The organism is Marinobacter sp., assembly GCF_052091845.1.
Taxonomy (GTDB): Bacteria; Pseudomonadota; Gammaproteobacteria; order Pseudomonadales; family Oleiphilaceae; genus Marinobacter.
In genome coordinates this window covers 24,158-44,757 of record NZ_JBQDCO010000011.1, presented here as the reverse complement: position 1 = coordinate 44,757, position 20,600 = coordinate 24,158, and the positions used below count along the sequence as shown (strand labels likewise).

The window sequence follows — 20,600 nt, the reverse complement described above, 5'->3', positions numbered from 1 at the left end:
CGTGATGAGAGCCTCTGACACTCTGGTACTTAGCGCCAGTGAAGCCTGTGAAGGCTACACCCAGCGCACCAACCTCGTCGCCTGTGAGGCAGGGTTGTTTTGGCTGCAGAATGAGCCTCACACAGGTGCCAACAGGTTATGGCACCTCGGATATCAGAGTGGCGATGGTGCTCAAATGCACAATGAACATCTCAGTATCCGTAGCCAGGTTAATGGCTATGGTGGTGGTGCGATTGCGGCGTCGTTGACTGGTGCGTTTGTGGTCAGCGATAGCCAACGAGTTCATTTTGTTCGGCACAACGATGGCCAGAGCCACGCACTGACAAACGATAAGGCGGCCTATGGAGGACTTGTTGCCGACCCATTAAGGGATCGGGTGCTTGCTGTCCGTGAATCTGGTAACACTGCAAGCGAGCCGGCCAAGGGTCAGCAAGAATTGGTTGCCGTTGCACTAACCGGTGACGTTGAGGTGCTGCACAGTGGCGAAGACTTTTATAGTGCACCCGCCCTTTCGGAAGACGGCAATCGTATAGCCTGGGTGAGCTGGCAGCTGCCTGACATGCCCTGGTTGCGTACCCGTCTCTGGACAGCGAATATTGGCAGTAACGGTAGCTTAACCAGGTGTCAGGTTCGCGATGCGCCCACCAGCGCGTCTGTTCAGCAGCCCGTTTTTGTGGGGCAAACACTTTGGGTCATGTCGGATCACGAGGGGTGGTGGCAACCCTGGCAGGTTGATCATCAGGTAATTTCCAGCCCCTGGTTTGTCGGCGACCATGCTCCGCCACTCGACCATGCGAATGCGCCCTGGCAATTGGGTGAGTCGCACCATTGCCCCTTGCCGGGCGGCCGTTGGGCGCGAGTGCGCTATCGCGATGGCACAGGCGAACTCTGGTTATCGGAGCAAGGAGCCGGTGGGTGTGTAAGGGTAGCCAGTTGCTTTAGTGATTTTCGCAGCCTGTGTTTCGCCCAGGGTTCTCTCTATACAATAGCCAAATCACCTTCACGGCTGGACGCACTGCTGCGAATTGATCCGGATACGGGTGATGAACGCGTGATTGCTGGTGGTGAAGAGGCTTTGCCTGGGTGTCAGGTGTCGTTGCCGCAATCGTTTCAGGTTTCTGTTCACCCGAACGAAACTCAGCCCCCCCAGTTTTTTTACTATCCTCCTGTTCGACATTCAGCCAGTGCGCCCCCTCTCATTCTGATCGCTCACGGTGGCCCAACGTCTGCGGCTTATCCTGTTTTTAATCCGCAAGTTCAATATTGGTGCCAACAGGGCTTTGCGGTTGCTGAGGTAAATTATCGTGGAAGCAGTGGGTTTGGTCGTGATTTCAGACTCTCACTGGCAGGTCGTTGGGGGCAAGCAGATGTGCAGGATATGGGCAGAGCTGCCGATCAACTGGTTTCTGCCTCACTTGCAGATAACCAGCGCGTGTTTATTCAAGGCCGTAGTTCTGGTGGCTATACGGCTTTAATGGCGTTGGTGGCAGACGGTCGCTACACCGCAGGCGCAAGCCTCTATGGAGTGACCGACCCGTTGCAACTCCGTCGTATGACTCATCGTTTTGAATCCGGATACCTGGACTGGCTACTGGGTGAGCCCGAATGGTATTTTAAACGCTGGGTGTCGCGTACTCCCGAGCTTCAGGTAACGCAAATAAATGCCCCCGTCATTTTTTTCCAGGGAGGACTGGATAGAGTTGTTGTGCCTGAGCAGACCACAGAGATGGTTGAGACTATGAAGGCACTAGGGCAAGCACCTGAGTTGATCTGGTTTGAAACAGAAGGCCACGGGTTCTTACAGCAAAAAAACCAGGTGAGAATGCTTGAGGAACTACATGGGTTTTACAGTAAACACAGCCAAAGCCGGTGAACCACCAGTGAGGTGGACCCAATCAGTTAGACAACCTGATGGTGTCCCTAAGCTATGATCCGGTTGTTTCCCTGGCTCAGGCGGCCAAGGCTATGGATTGCCCGTAGTACACCTCATCGGGCGTTTGGTATTCAAGGGTTTGATGATACCGAGTCTGGTTGTAATGCCGGAAGTACCGATGGAGCGCCTGCTTCAAGTGTCGGCCATCCTCGAAGGCTGTGAGGTAGACGCACTCGTGTTTGACGCTGCGCCAGAGCCGTTCCACGAAGATGTTGTCATGGTAGCAGCCCTTACCGTCCATGCTGATCCGGATGCCATGTTCTTTGAGAACGCCTGTGAAGGCCTCACTGGTGAACTGGACACCCTGATCAGTATTGAAGATTTCCGGCGTCCCATGGCGTTGTAGAGCTTCTTCCAGGGCATCGATACAGAAATCGGTATCCATGGTGTTGGAGACCCGCCAGGACAGCACCTTGCGGCTGTACCAGTCGATAATGGCGACGAGGTACATGAACCCCCGAGCCAGCGGCATATACGAAATGTCAGTTGCCCACACCTGGTTGGGGCGATCGATTTTCAACCCTTTGAGCAGGTACGGATAAACCTTGTGCCCATCGCCCGGTATGCTGGTTCTGGGACGCGGATACACCGCCTGAATGCCCATGATGCGCATCAGGCGCTGAACCCGCTTGCGGTTTATCCGGTGACCCTGGCGCTGTAGATGAATTCGCATCTTGCGAGAGCCGTAGTACGGCGTTTCCAGGTGCTGCTGGTCAATCAGGTACATCAGATCCAGATCCTCTCGACACTGTTCACGAGGGACGTAGTACACTGACGAGCGGCTCAATTTGAGCAGCTCGCACTGTCGTACAAGGCTGATTTGGGGATGACCTCGCTCGATCATCGCCAACCGGCGTTGACGGCTTACTGATCGAGCTTGCGCGACAAAAAATCGCGTTCCACCGTCAGTCGACCGATCTCGCGGTAAAGCTCGTCTGTGCTGGGCTCATCGGATTGCTTGCCGGCCTTCCTCTTGCCTTCGAAGAGGTCGGGAGCGTTCTCCAGCAGCTCGCGCTTCCAGGTACTGACCATGGTGGGGTGAACCTGGAAACGGGCGGCAATTTCGGATGTGGTCTGGTCACCCTTGAGGGCGGCCAGAGCAACTTTGGACTTGAATGATGCGCTGTATTGCTTGCGTTTCTTGCTCATGATTCTCCTCCTTGTGGAGATGATGAATCAGAGCTTAGGCACCTGTCCAAAATTTGGGGTCCACTTCACTGCTTGAAGAAGCCATGGGCGCCACTCTGGTTAACCGGCAGACGCTGCCCTTGTCTTTGACCCCGGCCGGGGAAGCATTCGTTGAGCTTTGCCAGCGGGTTACCCGGGACGTCAGGGACACTCGGGGAAAAATTGCCGATATGCAGGCGGAAGTGTCTGCCCGGATTAGTGTGGGCTCGACCCAGGGCCTGTTTTCTCACTTTTACCAGGGCTGGGCCAGTGAAGTGGGCGTTGCCGAGCGGCTACAACTTAACCTCAAAGCGACGGGTTGGGTGGGCGAGCAGTTTTTGGATGCGCTGGATAACGGCGAGTGCGATCTGGTGCTGTGTTACTGGCACCCGGATCTACCCTGGGGCGACCGGTTGAGCCGGGGGGATTACAGAACCATCACATTGGCCCGCGAGTGGCTGGTGCCAGTGAGTGTTGCCGCAGAAAACGGCCAGCCCAGATTTTCGTTACCGGGGGTGGCAGGCCAAACCGTGCCGTTGATTGCCTATCACGGCAGGGGGTTTTTGCAGTCTGCCATTGAGGCGCATCTGGCGCACACCAGGCAGCCCGTGAACCTTTTACCTCTTAACGAAAATACTCAGTCGGCCAGCGTTAAAGCCCTGGTAAAACAGGGGTATGGAATGGGCTGGCTACCGAGCCGTATGACTGAAAAAAGTGAGCATTTTGGCAGTCTTGCGCGGGCCGGCGACAATCGATGGGATGTGCCGCTGGATATCCGCTTGATACGCCTGCGTGAACCTCGCTCGGTCGACCTTTTAACTCTTTGGAAAACACTGGAAAGCCAACATGCCGAACACCAGGATACTGTCACTTCAGGCTGAGCACGTAGGTATTTTACAAGGCCGCTATGAGCGGGTTCTGGAGGGCCATGGTTATGATGGTTTGCTTATTAGTTCCGGTGCTGCCCCCACGCGTTACGGCGATGATCAGTCCTGGCACTTTCAGGGCTTTGGCCCTTTCCTGCACTGGACAGGTCTCACCGGTTTTGAACACGCCTGGTTGCTAATTCGGCCCGGAAGAAAACCACTGCTTTCGGTGTACCAGCCGGTTGATTTCTGGCACGCGAGTGTTGAGCTGGCGCAGGAGCCCTGGTTAGCGGAATTCGAACTTTGTTTCAGTGAAAGCCGCTCGGCACCCGGCCTTGCAGGTGTGAGCCGGTTAGCGGTTACGGGTGATCCGTCCTTGCTGGCGAATGTACCGGGTGAGCACAACTCGCCCGGTCTTTGTGAGGCGCTTAGTGAAACGCGAGTGCACAAAACAGCCTACGAAATAGCGTGTCTGGCCCAGGCTAACCAGCTGGCACTGGCTGGTCATAGCGCTGCCCGGGAGGCGTTTCTGGCTGGTGCCAGTGAGTTTGAAATCAACCTGGCGTATCAGCGGGCAACACAACAGCGCGAGGCCGACGCACCATACAACAGCATTATTGGCGTAAACGGGCACGCCGGCACACTGCATTACCAATACTATGATACGACAACGCCCGCCAAGCCGCGCAGCTTGCTGATTGACGCCGGTGTACGTTACCGGGGGTATTGCTCAGATATTACTCGCACCACGGCTGGCGCTGAAGAAGGTCGCTTTGGCGCATTGGTGCAGGGGCTTGAGCAGTTGCAGCTTCGTCTTTGTGACATGGTGGCGCCGGGTGTTGATTACGTTGATATACATCGTAAAACCCATCTTGGCATTGCCGCTTTGCTGAGCGCTGCCGGGCTGGTTAGCGGCCTGAGCGATGAAGAGTTAGTGTCTGAAGGCATCACCCGGGCCTTCTTCCCTCATGGCATTGGGCATTTCCTTGGCGTTCAGGTACACGATGTTGCCGGTAAGCCAGAGCTGTCTCCTGCTGATGCGCCCTTTCTGCGCCTGATGCGAACCCTGGAGCCGGGGATGGTGGTAACCATTGAGCCTGGCTTGTATTTTATCCCCTCTTTACTTGAGCCGCTTCTTTCAGGCCCTCTGGGCAATCACATGAATCGCCCGTTGATTGACGAGTTGCGCGAGTGTGGCGGCATACGCATAGAGGATAATGTTGTGGTTACCGACACCGGGCATCGAAACCTGACCCGGGAAGCAGAGGCATGAAACAATCCGTTGCACAAAATTAACACAGCAGGCTTGCAATTCCGGATGCTAATGACAATAATTATCACTACCTTTACTGTCATTGGTGAGATTGCATTATGTACGTATGCCTTTGCCACGGAGTCACGGACCGGGAAATCCGTGAAGCAGCAGACAACGGTGTTTCTTCCATGCGCCAGCTGGGCAAAGAGCTGGGCGTAGGAACCCAGTGCGGCCGCTGTGCCTGCACTGCGCGGGATATCTTGCGTGAGCGCCGCACACCGGATTATCTGGCTCTTGCCAACATGCTGGCAAGCCCTGCCTGATGCCTTTTTGGCTTTATTTCCTTTCTGCAATTTTGTAATGCGTCTTAAAGCGCTATCCTTGTGGGGTGACGAGGGAGCTTAGCGAGCGTTATAGCTTTCCTAACCTGAACGAGCCAGCCATATATGCCTTTCGTTAAGAGGTGTGTGCGGGCTGATATCAAGGAGTGCTGCAATGAAAGGCGATAAGAAAGTCATCCAGTTCCTCAATAAAGTCCTTGCCAACGAACTGACGGCGATTAACCAGTATTTTCTGCATTCGCGCATGTACAAAGACTGGGGCATCACCAAACTTGCGGCCAAGGAATATGAAGAATCCATTGATGAAATGAAGCACGCCGATCTGTTGATCGAGCGCATCCTGTTTCTGGAAGGCCTGCCCAACCTGCAAGATCTGAACAAGTTGCTGATCGGTGAACACGTTCAGGAAATGATCGAGTGCGACCTGAAAATTGAGCACATCGCCCATGTGGATCTGAAAGAAGCGGTTCTGTATTGCGAGACGGTTCAGGATTTTACCAGCCGTGAGTTGTTCCGCAGCATTCTCGACAGTGAAGAAGAACATATTGACTGGTTGGAGACCCAACTGGAAATGATCAAACAGATGGGCGTGCAAAACTATATCCAACTGCAATCTGCTGCGGAGTAAGTACCGACAATGGACCTGTCCTGTTTTAAAGCCTACGACCTGCGCGGCAGCGTGCCGGAACAATTGAACCCGGCACTGGCCGAGCGCATTGGCCGCGCCTATGTGGAAATCACCGGTGCTAAAAAAGTGATTGTCGGCTACGACATTCGCCTTTCAAGCCACGAAATCACCGAAGCATTAAGCTCCGGCCTGATGGCGGCAGGCGCGGATGTGTTCGATATTGGCCTGTGCGGCACCGAGCACGTGTATTTTGCCACCAGCCATTATGAAATGGACGGTGGCATTATGGTCACCGCCAGTCACAATCCCAAAAATCACAACGGTATGAAAATGGTGGGGCCGGAATCCCGCCCGATCAGCTCCGACAATGGCCTGAATACTATTCGCGACCGAGTGCTGGAGCCCTTTGCAAATGCGCCGGCCCAAGGGAAGTATGAGCCGCTGGAAGTGACCAGCGCCTACATAGACCACCTGTTGGGTTATATTGATGCGGCTGCACTGAAGCCCATAAAAATTGTTGTCAACGCGGGCAACGGTGGCGGTGGTTTAGTCATCGATGAACTCGAAAAGCACTTGCCTTTCGAATTTATCAAAGTGCACCATCAACCAGATGGCAACTTTCCGAACGGCGTACCCAACCCTATCCTTGAAGAAAACCGTGCAGCTACAGCCGACGCGGTGGTCGAACACGGTGCTGCCATGGGCATTGCCTGGGATGGCGATTTTGACCGATGCTTCTTCTTCGATGAAAACGGCCGCTTTATTGAAGGCTATTACATTGTTGGCCTGCTGGCAGATCAGTTCCTGCGTAAAACCGGGCCGGGCAAAGTCATTCATGATCCCAGACTGACGTGGAACACTCTCGATCTGGTGCAAGCCGCGGGTGGTGAAGCCATCGAAAGCAAAACCGGCCACGCCTTTATCAAACAGCGCATGCGCGACGAAGACGCCGTATACGGCGGTGAAATGAGCGCGCACCACTACTTTCGGGATTTCGCCTATTGCGACAGCGGCATGATCCCGTGGTTGCTGCTCGCCGAGCGCCTGTGCCAATCCGGTAAGCCGTTCTCATCCCTCATCGACGCCCGAATCGAAGCCTATCCGGCCAGCGGTGAAATCAACCGCACTATCGATAATCCACCCAAGGTTATCGCCGCCATCGAAGAAAAATACGGCGCCGACGCAAAGCACGTCAGCCACGTAGATGGCCTGAGTGTCGAATTCGACGACTGGCGCTTCAACCTGCGTATGTCCAACACAGAACCCGTGGTTCGCCTGAACGTGGAAGCCCGTGGTGACATACCATTGATGAAAGCAAAAACAGAAGAGTTGCTCGCAGAGATGGAGCGGTTGAACAAATAGAAGGGAAGAGCAGTAGAAGGCTATCTCATAGCTGGAGCTGAGGTGCCGGTGTAGGTTGCGAAAACTGTGCGAAGCCATGGATGGCGTAGCCAAGCGTACAGGGAAGTATTCACAGCGTGTTTTCGCAACCTACACCGGCACCTCGGCATGCCCCCAAGCCAAAATATCAGAGCCAGTCGTTCAACATAATCCCAAAGCCGAACCGCTCAATCCGGTGATTGTAATCAATCAGGCTCTCCCCATACCCATTGTAATACTGGAAGAATCCCTTAATCGTATCCCCCATGGGGAAACTGTAGCCAAACTCTATTGAAGTACGATTGTCAGAGCGCAGGTTATTCAACAGCTTTAAGGAAAACGTCCGGCCCTCCGCAAGTTTATAAACAATATTATAATTGGCATGCCCCAGATAACTTTCAATATCCTCGTTATCATCCCGATCACTCTCCGGAATCCGGTACCAGGGCTGCACAACAAATAACCAGCGATCGTGAGTAAACGCAGCACTGGCCATAACTCGGTTCCAGCTCCGGGAACGGGGTTCCGACTGTCCGTTGGACTGGTGATTAACGCCCACCGTTACGCCACTGAGCGTAAGCGCCCCGAGATTCCAGTTCATCTGCTGGCGCAGGAAGATCTCCGGCTCGTAGTTCGTTTCCCGAAACGGCGCAGAATCGTCCTTGTTATATACTTGCCAGAACGAGCGTTGGGTATAGCCAAACCATAGCGTGGTGCGGTCCTCCAGTAGCCCCGTCAGCAACGGAACCTTGAAACTGATCTGGTACTTGGCCTCCTCGTTTTCCAGGTCGTAGTCGTAACCCGTGCTACCAAGCCTGGGGCTGTAAGCTGTCTGATTGGGGTTGTCCATCCAGGTGATCGGCATGATGTAGGTGGGGCGATAGCTGATAAAACCGCCCGAGAATGAAAATAGCGCTTTTTCCGCTTGCATGTACCTGTCGACCATATTGGTCATGGCGCCATTGTCTGGATCATCCGTGCCAGGCTCTTCAGTCACCTCGTTTCGACTCTCGCCATCAGGGGCCAGAGTGTCGGTTGCCCGCTCTGCGTTTTCTACCTGTTCCTGGCGGTCAAGTCCTGGCTGCGTGCTCTCGGCAACCGCAAGAGAGGGCCAGAACAACGCCAGTACGATAGCCCGCTGAGCTCTGATGGATAGGGATTTGGTCATGTTCCGGGTCTCGTTAGGTCGCATTAAGGCTCAGCCAGGTGCTGGCGATTCCATATATCCAAACACCCATCAGGGTGATGGCCAGCAGTGCAAACACAATTTTGTGGCGAAGCTGGTTGTCGGCACTGGTAGCCACAACCCAACGCAGGTACATAAGACCAATGAAGCTGATGAATACAGCAAGGCTTGCAGCGGCGGGTATCAGCAGCCACGCCGGGTTGATACTATGGTCCGGCTCGGCCTGACTTGAAAACCAGCCCATAGAGGCCAAAAGTACCGCCAAGGCACTGAACTCGATAGTCAGAAGCGCTTTTCGGAGCGGGTGCGGCGAAGGTTTCTCCGGGTTGTTCATGAATTGGTTCCTGGAAAGTCTGGATAAGCTGCGACATGTTAACCGGATGGCTGAAAAGAGTCTGCACGCTTACGAAATGGCAATAAAGCGAGTGCAAATCAATTTATGATTTTGCTATTCGGTTTTTTTGCCGGTGTTCAGTCGCTATAATGCGGCAACCAAAGATTATAACGCTCAAATGCGAGGTGCATTGTGAAAATAAAGAGAGTCCTGGCTGTCGTACTGCTCGGTTTTGGCATAACTGCCGGCGCTGTTATGGCAAGTGTTGAAGACGAGATCCGAGCGCGTATCCAGCCGGTTGGCGAAGTGTGCATGCAGGGTGATGAGTGTGGTGCCGCGGCTGCCGCTTCAGAATCCGCCAGCTCTGGCCCCCGTTCAGGCAGCGAAGTGTATGATGCAGTGTGTATGGCATGCCATACCACAGGTGCGGCTGGCGCACCAAAAATAGGGGATTCCGGTGCCTGGGCACCGCGAGTTGATCAGGGCATGGAAACACTGATCAAGCACGCGATTAATGGTTACAACGCAATGCCTGCCAAAGGTGGCTGTGCGAACTGCCCCGACGAAGAGATCGAAGCCGCAGTCGAGCACTTAGTAGGTGAGAGCAGCTAAACCGAGCGCTCTTGTGAAAAACCCCCGCCAGGTGCGGGGGGTTTTATTATTACGCCCCCAAATCACCCAGTAATGCACTCAGTGTGGCTTTGCCTTTTTTCTGGTTGGCTTCAACGTCGAGGTCTCCGGTCCCTTCCCAGCGTATGTCGTCATCTGGAAGCTCGTCCAGGAACCGGCTGGGAATGGTTTCAATCTTTTCGCCATATTGCCTTCGCTGGGCGGCGTAGGTCAGGGTCAGGGTCTCCTTGGCGCGGGTGATTCCTACATACATCAGCCGCCTTTCTTCTTCGATATTGCCTTCCTCAATGCTGGAGCGGTGGGGAAGGATTTCTTCCTCCAGCCCGAGAATATACACGTTAGGAAACTCCAGACCTTTTGAGGCGTGCAGTGTGAGTAACTGTACCTTGTCGCTGTCGTCTTCCTCTTCCCGTTGCTCCATCATATCCCGCAATATTAACTTGGTAATGGCATCTTCTATACCCAGTTCATCGGCGGTACCCTTGCCGTCTTCCAGCATCCGCTGGATGGAATCCACCAGGTACCAGATGTTTTGCATGCGCCTTTCCGCCTGCTTTGGCGTGCCGGAATGCTGATGCAGCCACTCCTCGTATTCAATATCGGTAAACAGCTGTTTGATAACCGGAACCGGGTTCTCACAATGCAAGCGCTGGCAGGTGGTATCTACCCAGTGGGCAAAGCGCCTTAATCTGTCCAGACCTTTCTCGGTTACGTGGGTTTCGGCTCCCATGTCGCCCAGTGATTTAAACAGGCTCACATTGCGGGCTCGCGCATAGTGGCTAAGCTGCTCCAGGGTGCGAGGGCCAATTTCCCGGCGCGGTACATTCACCACCCGCAGAAAAGCCGTGTCATCATCCGGGTTAATCAGCAGGCGTAGATACGACATGGCATCCTTGATTTCGTTTTTGGCGAAAAATGACTGGCCACCCGAAATGCGATAAGGAATCTGGTAGGCCTGTAATTTCATCTCAAGCAAGCGGGCCTGATGATTACCGCGATACAGCACTGCAAAATCCCGAAACTCCAACCCCTGCTTCAGCTTTTGATCGAGAATTTCTGTGACCACCCGTTCGGTTTCTGCATCTTCGTTACGGCACCGTACAATGCGAATCTCGTCGCCAGTGGTACGGTCACTCCACAGGGCTTTCTCGAACACGTGAGGGTTGTTGGCTATAACCGTGTTGGCGCTGCGCAGAATGCGGGATGTGGAGCGATAATTCTGCTCCAGTTTCACAATTTTAAGGCTCGGAAAGTCTTCTTTCAGCTGCACCAGGTTTTCGGGCCGGGCCCCGCGCCAGGCGTATATCGATTGGTCGTCGTCGCCCACTACCGTGAATGCAGCGCGCTCCGCTACCAGCATTCTGACCAGCTCGTATTGGCACAGGTTAGTATCCTGATACTCATCCACCAGCATGTAGCGGATTTTTCGGCGCCACTTTGCCAGCACGTCGGAATGACTGCGAAACAGTTGCACCGGGAGCAGGATCAAATCGTCAAAATCAACGGCGTTATAGGCCTTCAGGTACTCGCTATAATATTTGTAAACGATGGCAATGCGTTGCTCGCGCTCATCCGCAGCTTTGCTGTATGCTTCGGCAGGCTCGCGCATGGCGTTTTTCCACGACGAGATGGTCATTTGTACATCGTTGAGTTCATCGCCGGCGTCGGCGCTGGCCTCTCGAAGCATCAGGTCCCTTAACAGGGCTTTGGCGTCTTCTGCGTCAAATATTGAAAAGCCGGGGTAATAACCCAGGTGAGAGTGTTCCTCCCGGATTATGTTCAGCCCCAGGTTGTGGAAGGTCGAGACAATCAGGCCCCGGGTTAATTTGCGATCCACAATTTTTCCTACCCGCTCTTTCATTTCACGGGCGGCCTTGTTGGTAAACGTAACGGCGGCAATATGGCGCCCAGGAATACCAATATGTTCAATGAGGTAGGCGATTTTCCGGGTAATTACGCTGGTTTTACCACTACCTGCACCGGCCAGCACCAATAACGGGCCGTCGGTATAGCGAACCGCTTCATTTTGTCTCGGGTTAAGTTTGCTCACAAATTCACTGCCAGAATGGGTTGAGACGGGAGTTTTTCGGTATCACAATAGTCTACACCAGCCTGACTTCCTGTACCTTGTCGATCTATCAGCTATCCTTTAATGAAAGGCTTGCTGCTCACACACCTACGGATCCTGTTTAATGACTTTGCCACTGGAAACTGTCGGACACGACCGGCTTCGCCTGCTTGTATTGACGCCTGATTACGCGGATTTTCTCTGGCTCAATGCACTGTTGGCGGGCGATCCCGAAATCAGCCCGGACTCAACCTGGTGCCCGGATCTGCCGGATTGTGACGATCTTATTCACAACGCAACCTTTGATGTCATTGTTTGGGATTGCGTTTTCCACAGTGGTTCAGAAACGGCTTTTTTGCAGTATTTGGCGGTTGCCAGTGCCGGTCGCCCTGTTCTGGCTATTAGCGCGGAAGCACCCGACAAGAAGGCGCAGGAGTTGTGTGCCAGTGGGGCCTCGGATTACCTCAGCCGGCAGGCGCTCGATCACTGGAGTTTTCGTCGTGCAGTGAAGGGCCTCTGGTACCGGGGGCAATTGGCTAGCACGGGCCACACGCAGCTTGGCAGAGGGGTAGCAAGTGGTTTTATTAACCGGGATTTGTTTTTTGACCGGTTGCAGCAGGCCATACTCAGAGCCCAGAGAGGCGCCCGCCGGCTGGCATTACTACACCTGAATATTGATGATTTCCGAAGCATCAATGAGTCTTTTGGCTATCAGAAGGGCGATCAGTTCATGATCCGGTTGGCGTCGCAGCTTCGGCACAGTTTGCGGCGCGTAGACTCCCTGATGCGTATCGGCGGTGATGAGTTAGCGATTATTATCGAAAAAGTGGAAGACTCGCTGGATATCACACAAATTATACGCAAGGTCGTTAGCGCACTGGATGAGCCCGTATCTATTGGTGGCCAGAGTGTGGCTGTCAGTGCCAGCCTGGGTGTGGCCACTTATCCCGAAGCGGGAAACAGCCCCGAAAATCTGATGCGCCGTGCCAACCGGGCCATGTTTGAAGCCAAGCGCGACCCAGGTACAAGCTATCGTTTTTATGATCGGCAGCTGCACATTTCTGCCGGCTACCAACTTAAACTGGAAGCAGATTTGCGCAATGCGCTCAGGGGTAACGAGCTGGAATTGTATTATCAGCCCCGGATTGATCTGGCCAGCAATGAGGTGCGTGGCGTTGAGTGTCTTTTGCGCTGGAACCATCCAAAGCGAGGCCTGGTAGGGCCAGACGAATTTATCCCCATTGCCGAGCGCAGTGGCTTGATTGTACCTATTGGCTACTGGGTAATAGAGCAAGCCTGTAAGCGCTTGCAGGAGTCAGCCGGGCTTGGCTTCCCCGGCCTGGTGTTTGCCGTTAATCTTTCGTTTCGGCAGTTTCACGACCGCAAGATGACTGAAACCATCTTCCGCATCATTTTCAATGCCAATGTCGATACCAGCTTGCTGGAACTGGAGCTGACAGAAAGCGCAATGATGCATGATCCGGAATATGCCCAGCGTTGTCTGCGAGAACTTAATCAGCTGGGTATCAGCTTTGCGCTTGATGATTTTGGCACAGGTTTCTCCTCTCTTAGCCATTTACAGAACTTGCCGATTTCGCTGGTGAAAATCGACAAGTCCTTTGTGCAGGCGCTAGGCGAGTCTGCAGGCGCAGAGCATATTATTCGCGCAATCATCAGCTTGGCCCATAGCCTCCAGATTAGCGTGGTGGCTGAAGGGGTGGAGACCGAAAGCCAGCTTGAGTTTCTGCGTCAACAACACTGCGATGAAATTCAGGGTTACTATTACGCTCGCCCCATGCCCTGGGCCGATCTTGTGCAATTTCTGAACAAGCGTGGCCAGTCCGCTTGCCTGCAACTGTAAGCCGCTGTACCTTTGCTGCTTTATCAGACACGCATAAGACAGAGGTTGCATGAACAGTATCTCCAGGCGCATCGCCGACGAACTCGGCGTACGTGAGCAACAGGTAAATGCCACCGTCGCCCTGTTGGACGAAGGTTCCACCGTTCCGTTTATTGCCCGTTACCGTAAAGAGGTGACAGGCTCTCTGGATGACAACCAGCTGCGTACTTTGGAAGAGCGCCTGCGTTATCTCAGGGAACTGGAAGACCGCCGCGGCACTATCCTCAAGAGTATTGAAGAGCAGGGCAAGCTGAGCGACGAGTTGCGCACCAGTATTCAGGATGCGGATACCAAGAATCGCCTGGAAGACCTTTACCTCCCCTATAAACCCAAGCGTCGCACCAAGGCCCAGATTGCCCGGGAAGCGGGTCTGGAGCCATTAGCTGATGCGCTGCAAGGTGACCCTACTCTTGAGCCGGAAGCCACGGCAGAAGGCTACCTCAATGCAGAGGCCGGCATTGCCGACACCAAGGCGGCCCTCGAAGGTGCCCGCGCTATCCTGATGGAGCGTTTTGCCGAAGACGCCGAGCTGCTGGGCGAACTGCGAGATTTTATCTGGCAGCAGGGGCAGCTAAAGGTGTCTGTGATCGAAGGCAAAGAGGGTGAGGGTGCCAAGTTCCGGGATTACTTTGATCATGTAGAGCTGCTGAAGAAAGTACCCTCCCACCGGGCGTTGGCTATTCTGCGTGGCCGTAACGAAGGCATCCTTTCTTACACGCTGATTGTGGGGGATTCAGACGCAGACCGCCGCCAACCGCATCCTGCCGAACAGCGCATTGCTGCCCGCTGGCACATTCGGGATAACGGCCGCGCTGCGGACAAGTGGTTGTCAGAAGTCGTGCGTTGGACCTGGCGCGTAAAGCTGTCGACTCAGATTGAGACAGACCTCATGACTCAGGTACGAGAGGCTGCGGAAACCGAAGCCATCAACGTATTTGCAGCCAACCTGAAAGACTTGCTGTTGCTGGCACCTGCTGGCCCCAGGGCGACTTTGGGCCTGGACCCCGGCCTGCGAACAGGGGTGAAGGTTGCGGTTATTGACGATACCGGTCAGGTTGCCGGCCATGGCACTATTTTCCCCCACGCGCCCCAGAAGCAATGGGATCGTTCGATTGAGCAGCTGGCAGCCTGGTGTCGGGAGTACCGCATTGAGCTGGTGGCGATAGGCAACGGTACCGCCTCTCGCGAGACAGAAAAGCTGATTGGAGAGCTCAGCAAGCGTTACCCGGAGCTAAAACTTGCGCGCATTGTTGTGAGCGAATCCGGGGCGTCAATTTACTCGGCTTCCGAGTTTGCAGCTAAAGAGTTGCCAGATCTGGATGTAGCCATTCGCGGAGCTGTGTCCATTGCCCGCCGACTGCAGGATCCCTTGGCCGAGTTGGTTAAGCTTGAACCCAAATCCATAGGCGTTGGTCAATACCAGCACGATGTTTCCCAGGTGCAGCTTTCCCGCAGTCTGGATGCCGTCGTTGAAGACTGCGTAAATGGTGTGGGTGTCGATCTGAACACCGCTTCCGCGCCTTTGTTATCAAGGGTGTCGGGCCTGAGTCAGACCATCGCGCAGAACATTATTGAATACCGTAACCAGAACGGCATGTTCCAAAACCGGAAGCAGCTGCTAAAAGTGGCTCGACTGGGCGCCCGAACGTTTGAGCAGGCGGCCGGGTTTTTGCGCATCGCCAGTGCCGAGAACCCATTGGACAGGTCATCGGTGCACCCGGAAGCTTACGGTGTTGTTGAAAGCATCGCCGCGAAGAGCAGCCGCAAGGTAGAAGGCATTGTGGGTGATGTTGCGTTTTTACGTGGTCTGAATCCACAGGATTACGTATCAGATCAGTTCGGTGTGCCAACCATCAAGGATATCCTTACCGAGCTTGAAAAGCCTGGCCGGGATCCGCGCCCTGAGTTTCGTTTCGCAAGCTTTGAGGAAGGCGTGGAAACCCTGAGTGATCTTGAGCCAGGTATGGTGCTGGAAGGCTCTGTGACCAACGTGACCAATTTTGGCGCGTTTGTAGATATTGGTGTTCACCAGGACGGTTTGGTGCATATCTCCGCGTTGTCTCACACCTTTGTGAAAGACCCCCGCGAAGTGGTGAAGGCCGGCGATATTGTGAAGATTAAAGTGATGGAGGTCGACATTCCACGTAAGCGGATTGCGCTAACCATGCGAATGGATGATCAGCCGGGCGAAAAAGCACAGCCCAAGCGGCCCGCCTCCGGGCGCCCGGACGATCGCCAGAATACCAGTAGCCGCGGTGGTCAGCCGCCAGGTAAACCGGCGCCCAGGGGCCAGAATAAAGAATCAGGGCAGGGGGCGATGGCAGGGGCGTTAGCCCAGGCGCTCGCGTCTGCCCGTAAAGACAAGCGTTAAGCGGTTTCAACTATTTCCATCAGCCAGCGTTCGCCCGATACGGCACAACCGGCTGCAGCAGGAGTCAATCATGGCCGAATCCCGCCATTCCATGTTCCGCCAGTTTGCGGCCAGCGACTGGAACGGATTTCTGAAAGGGGTAGAGAAGGAAGGTTTGCGCGTTGACCGCAACGGGTTCATAGCGCAGACGCCACATCCAGAGGCCTTGGGCTCTGCGCTTACGCACCCGTCCATTACCACAGATTACTCCGAATCCCTGCTGGAGCTGATTACGCCGGTGTGTAGCAGTACGTCTGAGCTGCTGGCATCCCTGCGCAACACCCATCGTTTTGTTCAGCAGAATCTGGGTGATGAGGTCTTCTGGCCGGCCAGTATGCCCTGTGAGCTAAATGGCGATGCCAGTATTCCCATTGCGGAGTACGGATCGTCCAATACCGGCCGGTTAAAACATGTATACCGACAGGGCCTTGCGGTTCGGTATGGCCGCATGATGCAGAGTATTGCCGGCACGCACTATAACCTCTCGTTGCCTGATAGTTTCTGGGAAAAGTGGCAAGACATGCTGGGCAATCAGCAAGGCATGAAAGATTTCAAATCTGAACAGTATTTCTGGCTGATCCGCAATTTCCGGCGCAGGAGTTGGCTGCTAATGCTGTTGTTCGGCGCTTCTCCGGCGCTGGATGCCAGCTTTGTGGATGGTGTGCGTCACGATCTTGGTCGTTTTGATAGTGGCAGTTGGTTTGGTGAACATGCCACCTCGCTGCGCATGGGCGATCTGGGCTATCACAATAATGCACAATCGTCGTTGAACATCTGCTTCAACAAGCTCAGCACTTATACGCAAACGCTGGATAGGGCTATCCACACCAACTGGCCTGCCTATGAGGCGCTGGGCACCCAGCGTGATGGTAAGTTCATCCAGATTAACACCAGCGTACTGCAAATTGAGAACGAGTATTACAGTGCGGTGCGCCCCAAGCGCACAGCTCGAAGTGGTGAGAAGCCCATTCAGGCACTCGAGACCCGTGGCGTAGAGTATGTTGAAGTGCGTTGTCTGGATCTGGACCCGTTCTCGCCCTTGGGAGTTAGCGGGGCTCAGGTCGATTTTCTGGATTTGTTCCTGCTTGATTGCCTGCTGTCAGAGTCACCGCGAATTGATGATGATGAATGCGAGATGCTGGATGACAACTTTAAGGACGTGGTTGCCAGGGGGCGGAACCACGAACTTACCCTTTGCCGGGCGGGGGAGCGCACCCCTATTGGCGAGGCCGCTACGGCATTGCTGGATAGGCTTGAGTCATTGGCCGAGGTGCTTGATGGCTGGAATGGAGGGGAGGTTTATCGCAAGGCGTTGGCAGCCCAGCAAGCTGTATTGTCTGGCGATAGCCAAGTACCTTCGGCCCGGGTTATTGATGCTATGCAGGCCACTGGGTTAGGGCACCGCGATTGGGGCATGGAAATGGCAGTCAAACACCAGAATACACTGCGTCAGGAAGGTATGGAGGCCGACCTGCAGGCTGCATTCGTCGCCGCGAGCAGGGATTCTCTGGTGCAGCAGAAACAGGTAGAAGCGTCAGATACCTTGCCATTCAGTGATTTTCTTGGGCAATATCTGCGCTCTTGAGAGGGTGAGCAGGTATGGCCTTTGATTCGCGTTATCTCTGCTGTGTGCATTGGTGGAGGGACTGCTTCACAGAAGCTGAACAAAAGATTGTCACTTTCTGAGGCTGGTGCTAACTTCAATAGCATTAGTCACAGGAGAAGAGGCATGGCAAGGGAAGGTAAACTCGGCTGGGATGTCGAAGCGCTGAACAAAGCGTATCGTCAGGGCTATATGGCGGCCTCTATGAGCATGGGGAAAGCCCGTTGCCCTTATCGCGGAGAAGTCGTGGTAGCGGCATGGGAAGCGGGCTGGGATGATGCGGGCGAGGCTGCCCAGGAACAGCGTGCCATGGATGATGATCTGTTTTCCCGAATCGCCTGAAACGCTCTGTCCCTGAGCGACGTCTGCGCTGATTGTTAGCTATTTTTGGACGACAAATTCCGTAAGCAGCACACCGGTAATCGCTTCGCCGGTTTGCTGCTCTTCCAGTACCTTGTTTATTCTTAATGCCGCCTCATCGCGCAGTGCCTGCTGACCATCCATTGTGGTCAGTGCGTCGGTATCCGTCTGCTCGCCAAATAGCATAACGAGCTCGTGGCGCAGCCTGGGCATGTGAATTTCTACAGCGGGCCGCGTGGTTTTTTGCGAGGCGCGCAAGCTAACCGACGCTTTCAGGTAGGTCAGCTTGCCATCCGCCCCCCCAACGTGGGTTACAAACGACGGTTCCATGGCAATGTAATCCGTGATTCCTGGGGCTTTCGGTTTTTCCTCTGCAGCTTGGGCGGCTTCATTTGCCGACACGGCAGGTACCAGAGAGAACAGCAGGAAGAGACTGAAAAAAAAGAGTTTTGGCTGAGGTGTCATAAGCTTGCAGTTAATCATGGTTTAGGGTTTAGTGACAAAATCAGCAGCGTTATACGCCGGATACACCGAGAATAGCAGGCCCGGCAACGCATTTGTGGAAAACTGAGGAAACTTTGTGAGAGCACGAGCCATCTTTGCCTGTATTTTTGTCGTTTGCGCCGGATTACTGGGTGTAGCGTTTTACATGGAACATGTGATGGGTCTGGAGCCATGCCCTCTGTGCTGGCTTCAACGCTTTGGCTTTATGGGTGTGGGCCTGGTGAGCTTTGTCGCCGCTTTGCACGGGCCAGGGCAATTTGGATTGCGTGTATACGGGGCGCTACTGGCTGTCACCGCCGGTGCCGGGCTGGGCATGGCAGGACGGCAGCTATGGTTGCAGAACCTGCCGGCCGATCAGGTACCCGCCTGCGGCCCTTCAGTAGACTATATGCTTGATGTTTTGCCCTTGGCAGAGGTGCTTACTACGGCGCTTAAAGGCACTGGAGACTGTGCCGAGGTGGTTTGGCGCTTCCTTGGGCTGAGCATTCCTGGCTGGGCTGCGATCTTTTTTGCCTTGCTGGTGCTTGCGGGTCTGGTCATGCTTGTTCACCGTGGAAAACCAAAAAGCTGGATTGCCGGCTGAAACGGTTGCGACCAGCTGCTGGCTTGGGGTAACTTGAACACGACTTGACAATCATCAGCATCCGGGCTGAATGAACGGATTATTAAGCGGAGAGCGGGCGTCATGTTGGAAAATTGCCGAAATGCAAGGGAGCGCTGGGGCGGCGTCAACGAACTGATTGATCGCTGGCTCAAGGCGCGTCAAGAACTGCTGGTTCATTATTGTGAGCTGTCCAACGAAAATGATTTCTCCCAAACAGAGGCGCTGAAACAGAAGTTTGTAGGCCTTTGTGAGGTGCTGATGGATTATGTGTCCACTGGTCACTTTGGGGTTTACGAGCAGCTAATCAGCGAGGCCCGGGAGTTTGATGACGGTGGGCTGGAGCTGGCTGCCAAGGTTTATCCTCGCATCGAGAAAACCACCGAAGTGGCGCTTAACTTTAATGATCAGTTGGATGGCGGGGACCTTTCCGAACAGGATATAAAAGCGTTGTTTGAGGCGCTGTCGCACCTTGGTGAAAGCCTGGAGAGCCGCTTTGAAATGGAAGATTTTCTGATTGAGTACCTGCACAACGCCCACGGGGATAAGGTGTTGCCTGCCTGACTCAGCTTGAAGACAGTAAGCAGCAAAAAGCCTCAGCAGCGGTAACGCTTGCTGAGGCTTTTTTTATGACTTCAGACGTGCTGAAGTGATCGGAATTACTCGGTTGCAGACTCGCTTTCGCCCGGGTTAATGGCCAGCAACTCAACATCAAAAATCAGGGTTTCGTTGGGGCCGATGGCGCGGTTTCCGCCCGGGCCGTAAGCCAAGTCTGAAGGAATGTACAATTTGTAGCGAGCGCCTTCGCTCATCAGTTGCAGGCCTTCGGTCCAGCCGGGGATAACCTGATTCAGGCCGAAGGATACAGGCTCTCCGCGCTCGCGGGAGCTATCAAACACCTCACCAGAAAGCAGTTCGCCGGTGTAATGTACCTGCACAGTATCAGTTGAGGCTGGCTGCTCACCCTTGCCTTCTTCCAGTACTTCGTACTGAAGGCCGGACTCGGTCGTCTTGATGCCGTCGCGCTCGGCGTTTTCAGCAAGGAAAGCTTCGCCTTTTTCCTTGTTTTTGCCAGCCAATTCTTCCGCCTGCTTGCCTTGCTCCTCCTGCAGCGTCTTCTGGTATTCCATCAAAGCGGCCTGGATTTCTTCGCGGTCCATGCGCCTGGCTTCTTCATCGTCGGCGTTGCCGTGCTGAATACCCTGAAGAAACTGGTCCATCTGCAGGTTCGGCAGGTCGTTGCTCATGCGCTCGCCCAGTACCAGGCCCATGCCATAGCTGACCTTTTGATCGGTGGAATCCAGTTTTGGATCTGCCGGGGTCTCTGATGAGGTTGAGCAACCGGCAACCATGCCAGTCATTGCCAGTGCAAGCAGCGTTTTTTTCATTACGTAGTCCTTTTCAGTCAGTAGGGTGTGAGCAATAACCCACGTG

19 protein-coding genes are annotated in these 20,600 nt (G+C 54.3%); 13 read left to right on the top strand and 6 right to left on the bottom strand.

Annotated elements, in window-relative coordinates; translation table 11 throughout:
* The first annotated feature begins 4 nt into the window (after window positions 1–4).
* The gene (locus ACTHYN_RS05505; protein WP_441811506.1) at window positions 5–1,873 is read left to right on the top strand and encodes an alpha/beta hydrolase family protein; all 1,869 of its coding nucleotides are present in this window, start codon (window positions 5–7) and stop codon (window positions 1,871–1,873) included.
* 76 nt (window positions 1,874–1,949) lie between these two features.
* Here ACTHYN_RS05505 and ACTHYN_RS05500 read toward each other — a convergent pair.
* Window positions 1,950–3,082 (bottom strand): IS3 family transposase gene (locus ACTHYN_RS05500; RefSeq protein ID WP_441811468.1). Its coding sequence is split into 2 segments (ribosomal slippage): window positions 1,950–2,812 and window positions 2,812–3,082, totalling 1,134 coding nucleotides; the frame shifts between segments, so codons are not numbered across the junction.
* 83 nt (window positions 3,083–3,165) lie between these two features.
* Here ACTHYN_RS05500 and ACTHYN_RS05495 point away from each other — a divergent pair.
* From ACTHYN_RS05495 to ACTHYN_RS05475, 5 genes are all read left to right on the top strand, one after another.
* Window positions 3,166–3,981, top strand: a complete 816-nt coding sequence (locus ACTHYN_RS05495; protein ID WP_441811505.1) for a LysR substrate-binding domain-containing protein — start codon at window positions 3,166–3,168, stop codon at window positions 3,979–3,981.
* A complete protein-coding gene (gene pepQ, locus ACTHYN_RS05490) occupies window positions 3,947–5,239 on the top strand; it encodes a Xaa-Pro dipeptidase (protein WP_441811467.1) in 1,293 nt (430 codons plus the stop codon). Before ACTHYN_RS05495 ends, pepQ begins: the two co-directional genes overlap by 35 nt.
* Before the next feature lie 98 nt (window positions 5,240–5,337).
* Complete coding sequence (locus ACTHYN_RS05485; protein WP_441811466.1) at window positions 5,338–5,544, top strand: bacterioferritin-associated ferredoxin; 207 nt, start codon at window positions 5,338–5,340, stop codon at window positions 5,542–5,544.
* Between the two features lie 172 nt (window positions 5,545–5,716).
* Window positions 5,717–6,190, top strand: coding sequence for a bacterioferritin (bfr, locus tag ACTHYN_RS05480; protein ID WP_441811465.1), 474 nt, complete (start codon window positions 5,717–5,719; stop codon window positions 6,188–6,190).
* 9 nt (window positions 6,191–6,199) lie between these two features.
* A complete protein-coding gene (locus ACTHYN_RS05475) occupies window positions 6,200–7,552 on the top strand; it encodes a phosphomannomutase (protein WP_441811464.1) in 1,353 nt (450 codons plus the stop codon).
* Window positions 7,553–7,718: 166 nt separating this feature from the next.
* On the opposite strand, the gene ACTHYN_RS05470 is transcribed toward ACTHYN_RS05475, so the two are convergent.
* Window positions 7,719–8,738 carry a phospholipase A gene (locus ACTHYN_RS05470; RefSeq protein WP_441811463.1) on the bottom strand — a complete coding sequence of 340 codons (1,020 nt, stop codon included), beginning with the start codon at window positions 8,736–8,738 and terminating at the stop codon, window positions 7,719–7,721.
* Window positions 8,739–8,751: 13 nt separating this feature from the next.
* Window positions 8,752–9,090 (bottom strand): hypothetical protein, encoded by a 339-nt coding sequence (locus ACTHYN_RS05465; RefSeq protein WP_441811462.1) that lies wholly within the window; start codon window positions 9,088–9,090, stop codon window positions 8,752–8,754.
* Between the two features lie 198 nt (window positions 9,091–9,288).
* Between ACTHYN_RS05465 and ACTHYN_RS05460 the strand changes: the two genes are divergently transcribed.
* Window positions 9,289–9,702, top strand: coding sequence for a c-type cytochrome (locus ACTHYN_RS05460; RefSeq protein WP_441811504.1), 414 nt, complete (start codon window positions 9,289–9,291; stop codon window positions 9,700–9,702).
* 49 nt (window positions 9,703–9,751) lie between these two features.
* On the opposite strand, the gene rep is transcribed toward ACTHYN_RS05460, so the two are convergent.
* Window positions 9,752–11,770, bottom strand: coding sequence for a DNA helicase Rep (gene rep, locus ACTHYN_RS05455; RefSeq protein ID WP_441811461.1), 2,019 nt, complete (start codon window positions 11,768–11,770; stop codon window positions 9,752–9,754).
* 142 nt (window positions 11,771–11,912) lie between these two features.
* Here rep and ACTHYN_RS05450 point away from each other — a divergent pair, with 142 nt between their 5' ends.
* From ACTHYN_RS05450 to rmf, 4 genes are all read left to right on the top strand, one after another.
* Window positions 11,913–13,649 (top strand): putative bifunctional diguanylate cyclase/phosphodiesterase, encoded by a 1,737-nt coding sequence (locus tag ACTHYN_RS05450; protein WP_441811460.1) that lies wholly within the window; start codon window positions 11,913–11,915, stop codon window positions 13,647–13,649.
* A gap of 49 nt (window positions 13,650–13,698) precedes the next feature.
* The gene (locus ACTHYN_RS05445; RefSeq protein ID WP_441811459.1) at window positions 13,699–16,059 is read left to right on the top strand and encodes a Tex family protein; all 2,361 of its coding nucleotides are present in this window, start codon (window positions 13,699–13,701) and stop codon (window positions 16,057–16,059) included.
* 70 nt (window positions 16,060–16,129) lie between these two features.
* Window positions 16,130–17,683, top strand: a complete 1,554-nt coding sequence (gene gshA, locus ACTHYN_RS05440; protein WP_441811458.1) for a glutamate--cysteine ligase — start codon at window positions 16,130–16,132, stop codon at window positions 17,681–17,683.
* A gap of 144 nt (window positions 17,684–17,827) precedes the next feature.
* Window positions 17,828–18,043, top strand: coding sequence for a ribosome modulation factor (gene rmf / locus ACTHYN_RS05435; RefSeq protein ID WP_441811457.1), 216 nt, complete (start codon window positions 17,828–17,830; stop codon window positions 18,041–18,043).
* A 39-nt stretch (window positions 18,044–18,082) separates the two neighbouring features.
* Here the strand turns inward: rmf and ACTHYN_RS05430 are convergent, their stop codons facing one another.
* Window positions 18,083–18,463 (bottom strand): flagellar basal body-associated FliL family protein, encoded by a 381-nt coding sequence (locus ACTHYN_RS05430; protein ID WP_441811456.1) that lies wholly within the window; start codon window positions 18,461–18,463, stop codon window positions 18,083–18,085.
* A gap of 178 nt (window positions 18,464–18,641) precedes the next feature.
* Between ACTHYN_RS05430 and ACTHYN_RS05425 the strand changes: the two genes are divergently transcribed.
* Both ACTHYN_RS05425 and rsd read left to right on the top strand, forming a co-directional pair.
* Complete coding sequence (locus tag ACTHYN_RS05425; protein WP_441811455.1) at window positions 18,642–19,148, top strand: disulfide bond formation protein B; 507 nt, start codon at window positions 18,642–18,644, stop codon at window positions 19,146–19,148.
* A gap of 102 nt (window positions 19,149–19,250) precedes the next feature.
* Window positions 19,251–19,730 carry a sigma D regulator gene (gene rsd / locus ACTHYN_RS05420; protein WP_441811454.1) on the top strand — a complete coding sequence of 160 codons (480 nt, stop codon included), beginning with the start codon at window positions 19,251–19,253 and terminating at the stop codon, window positions 19,728–19,730.
* 95 nt (window positions 19,731–19,825) lie between these two features.
* Here rsd and ACTHYN_RS05415 read toward each other — a convergent pair whose 3' ends face one another.
* Window positions 19,826–20,554 (bottom strand): FKBP-type peptidyl-prolyl cis-trans isomerase, encoded by a 729-nt coding sequence (locus ACTHYN_RS05415; protein ID WP_441811453.1) that lies wholly within the window; start codon window positions 20,552–20,554, stop codon window positions 19,826–19,828.
* Window positions 20,555–20,600: the final 46 nt, after the last annotated feature.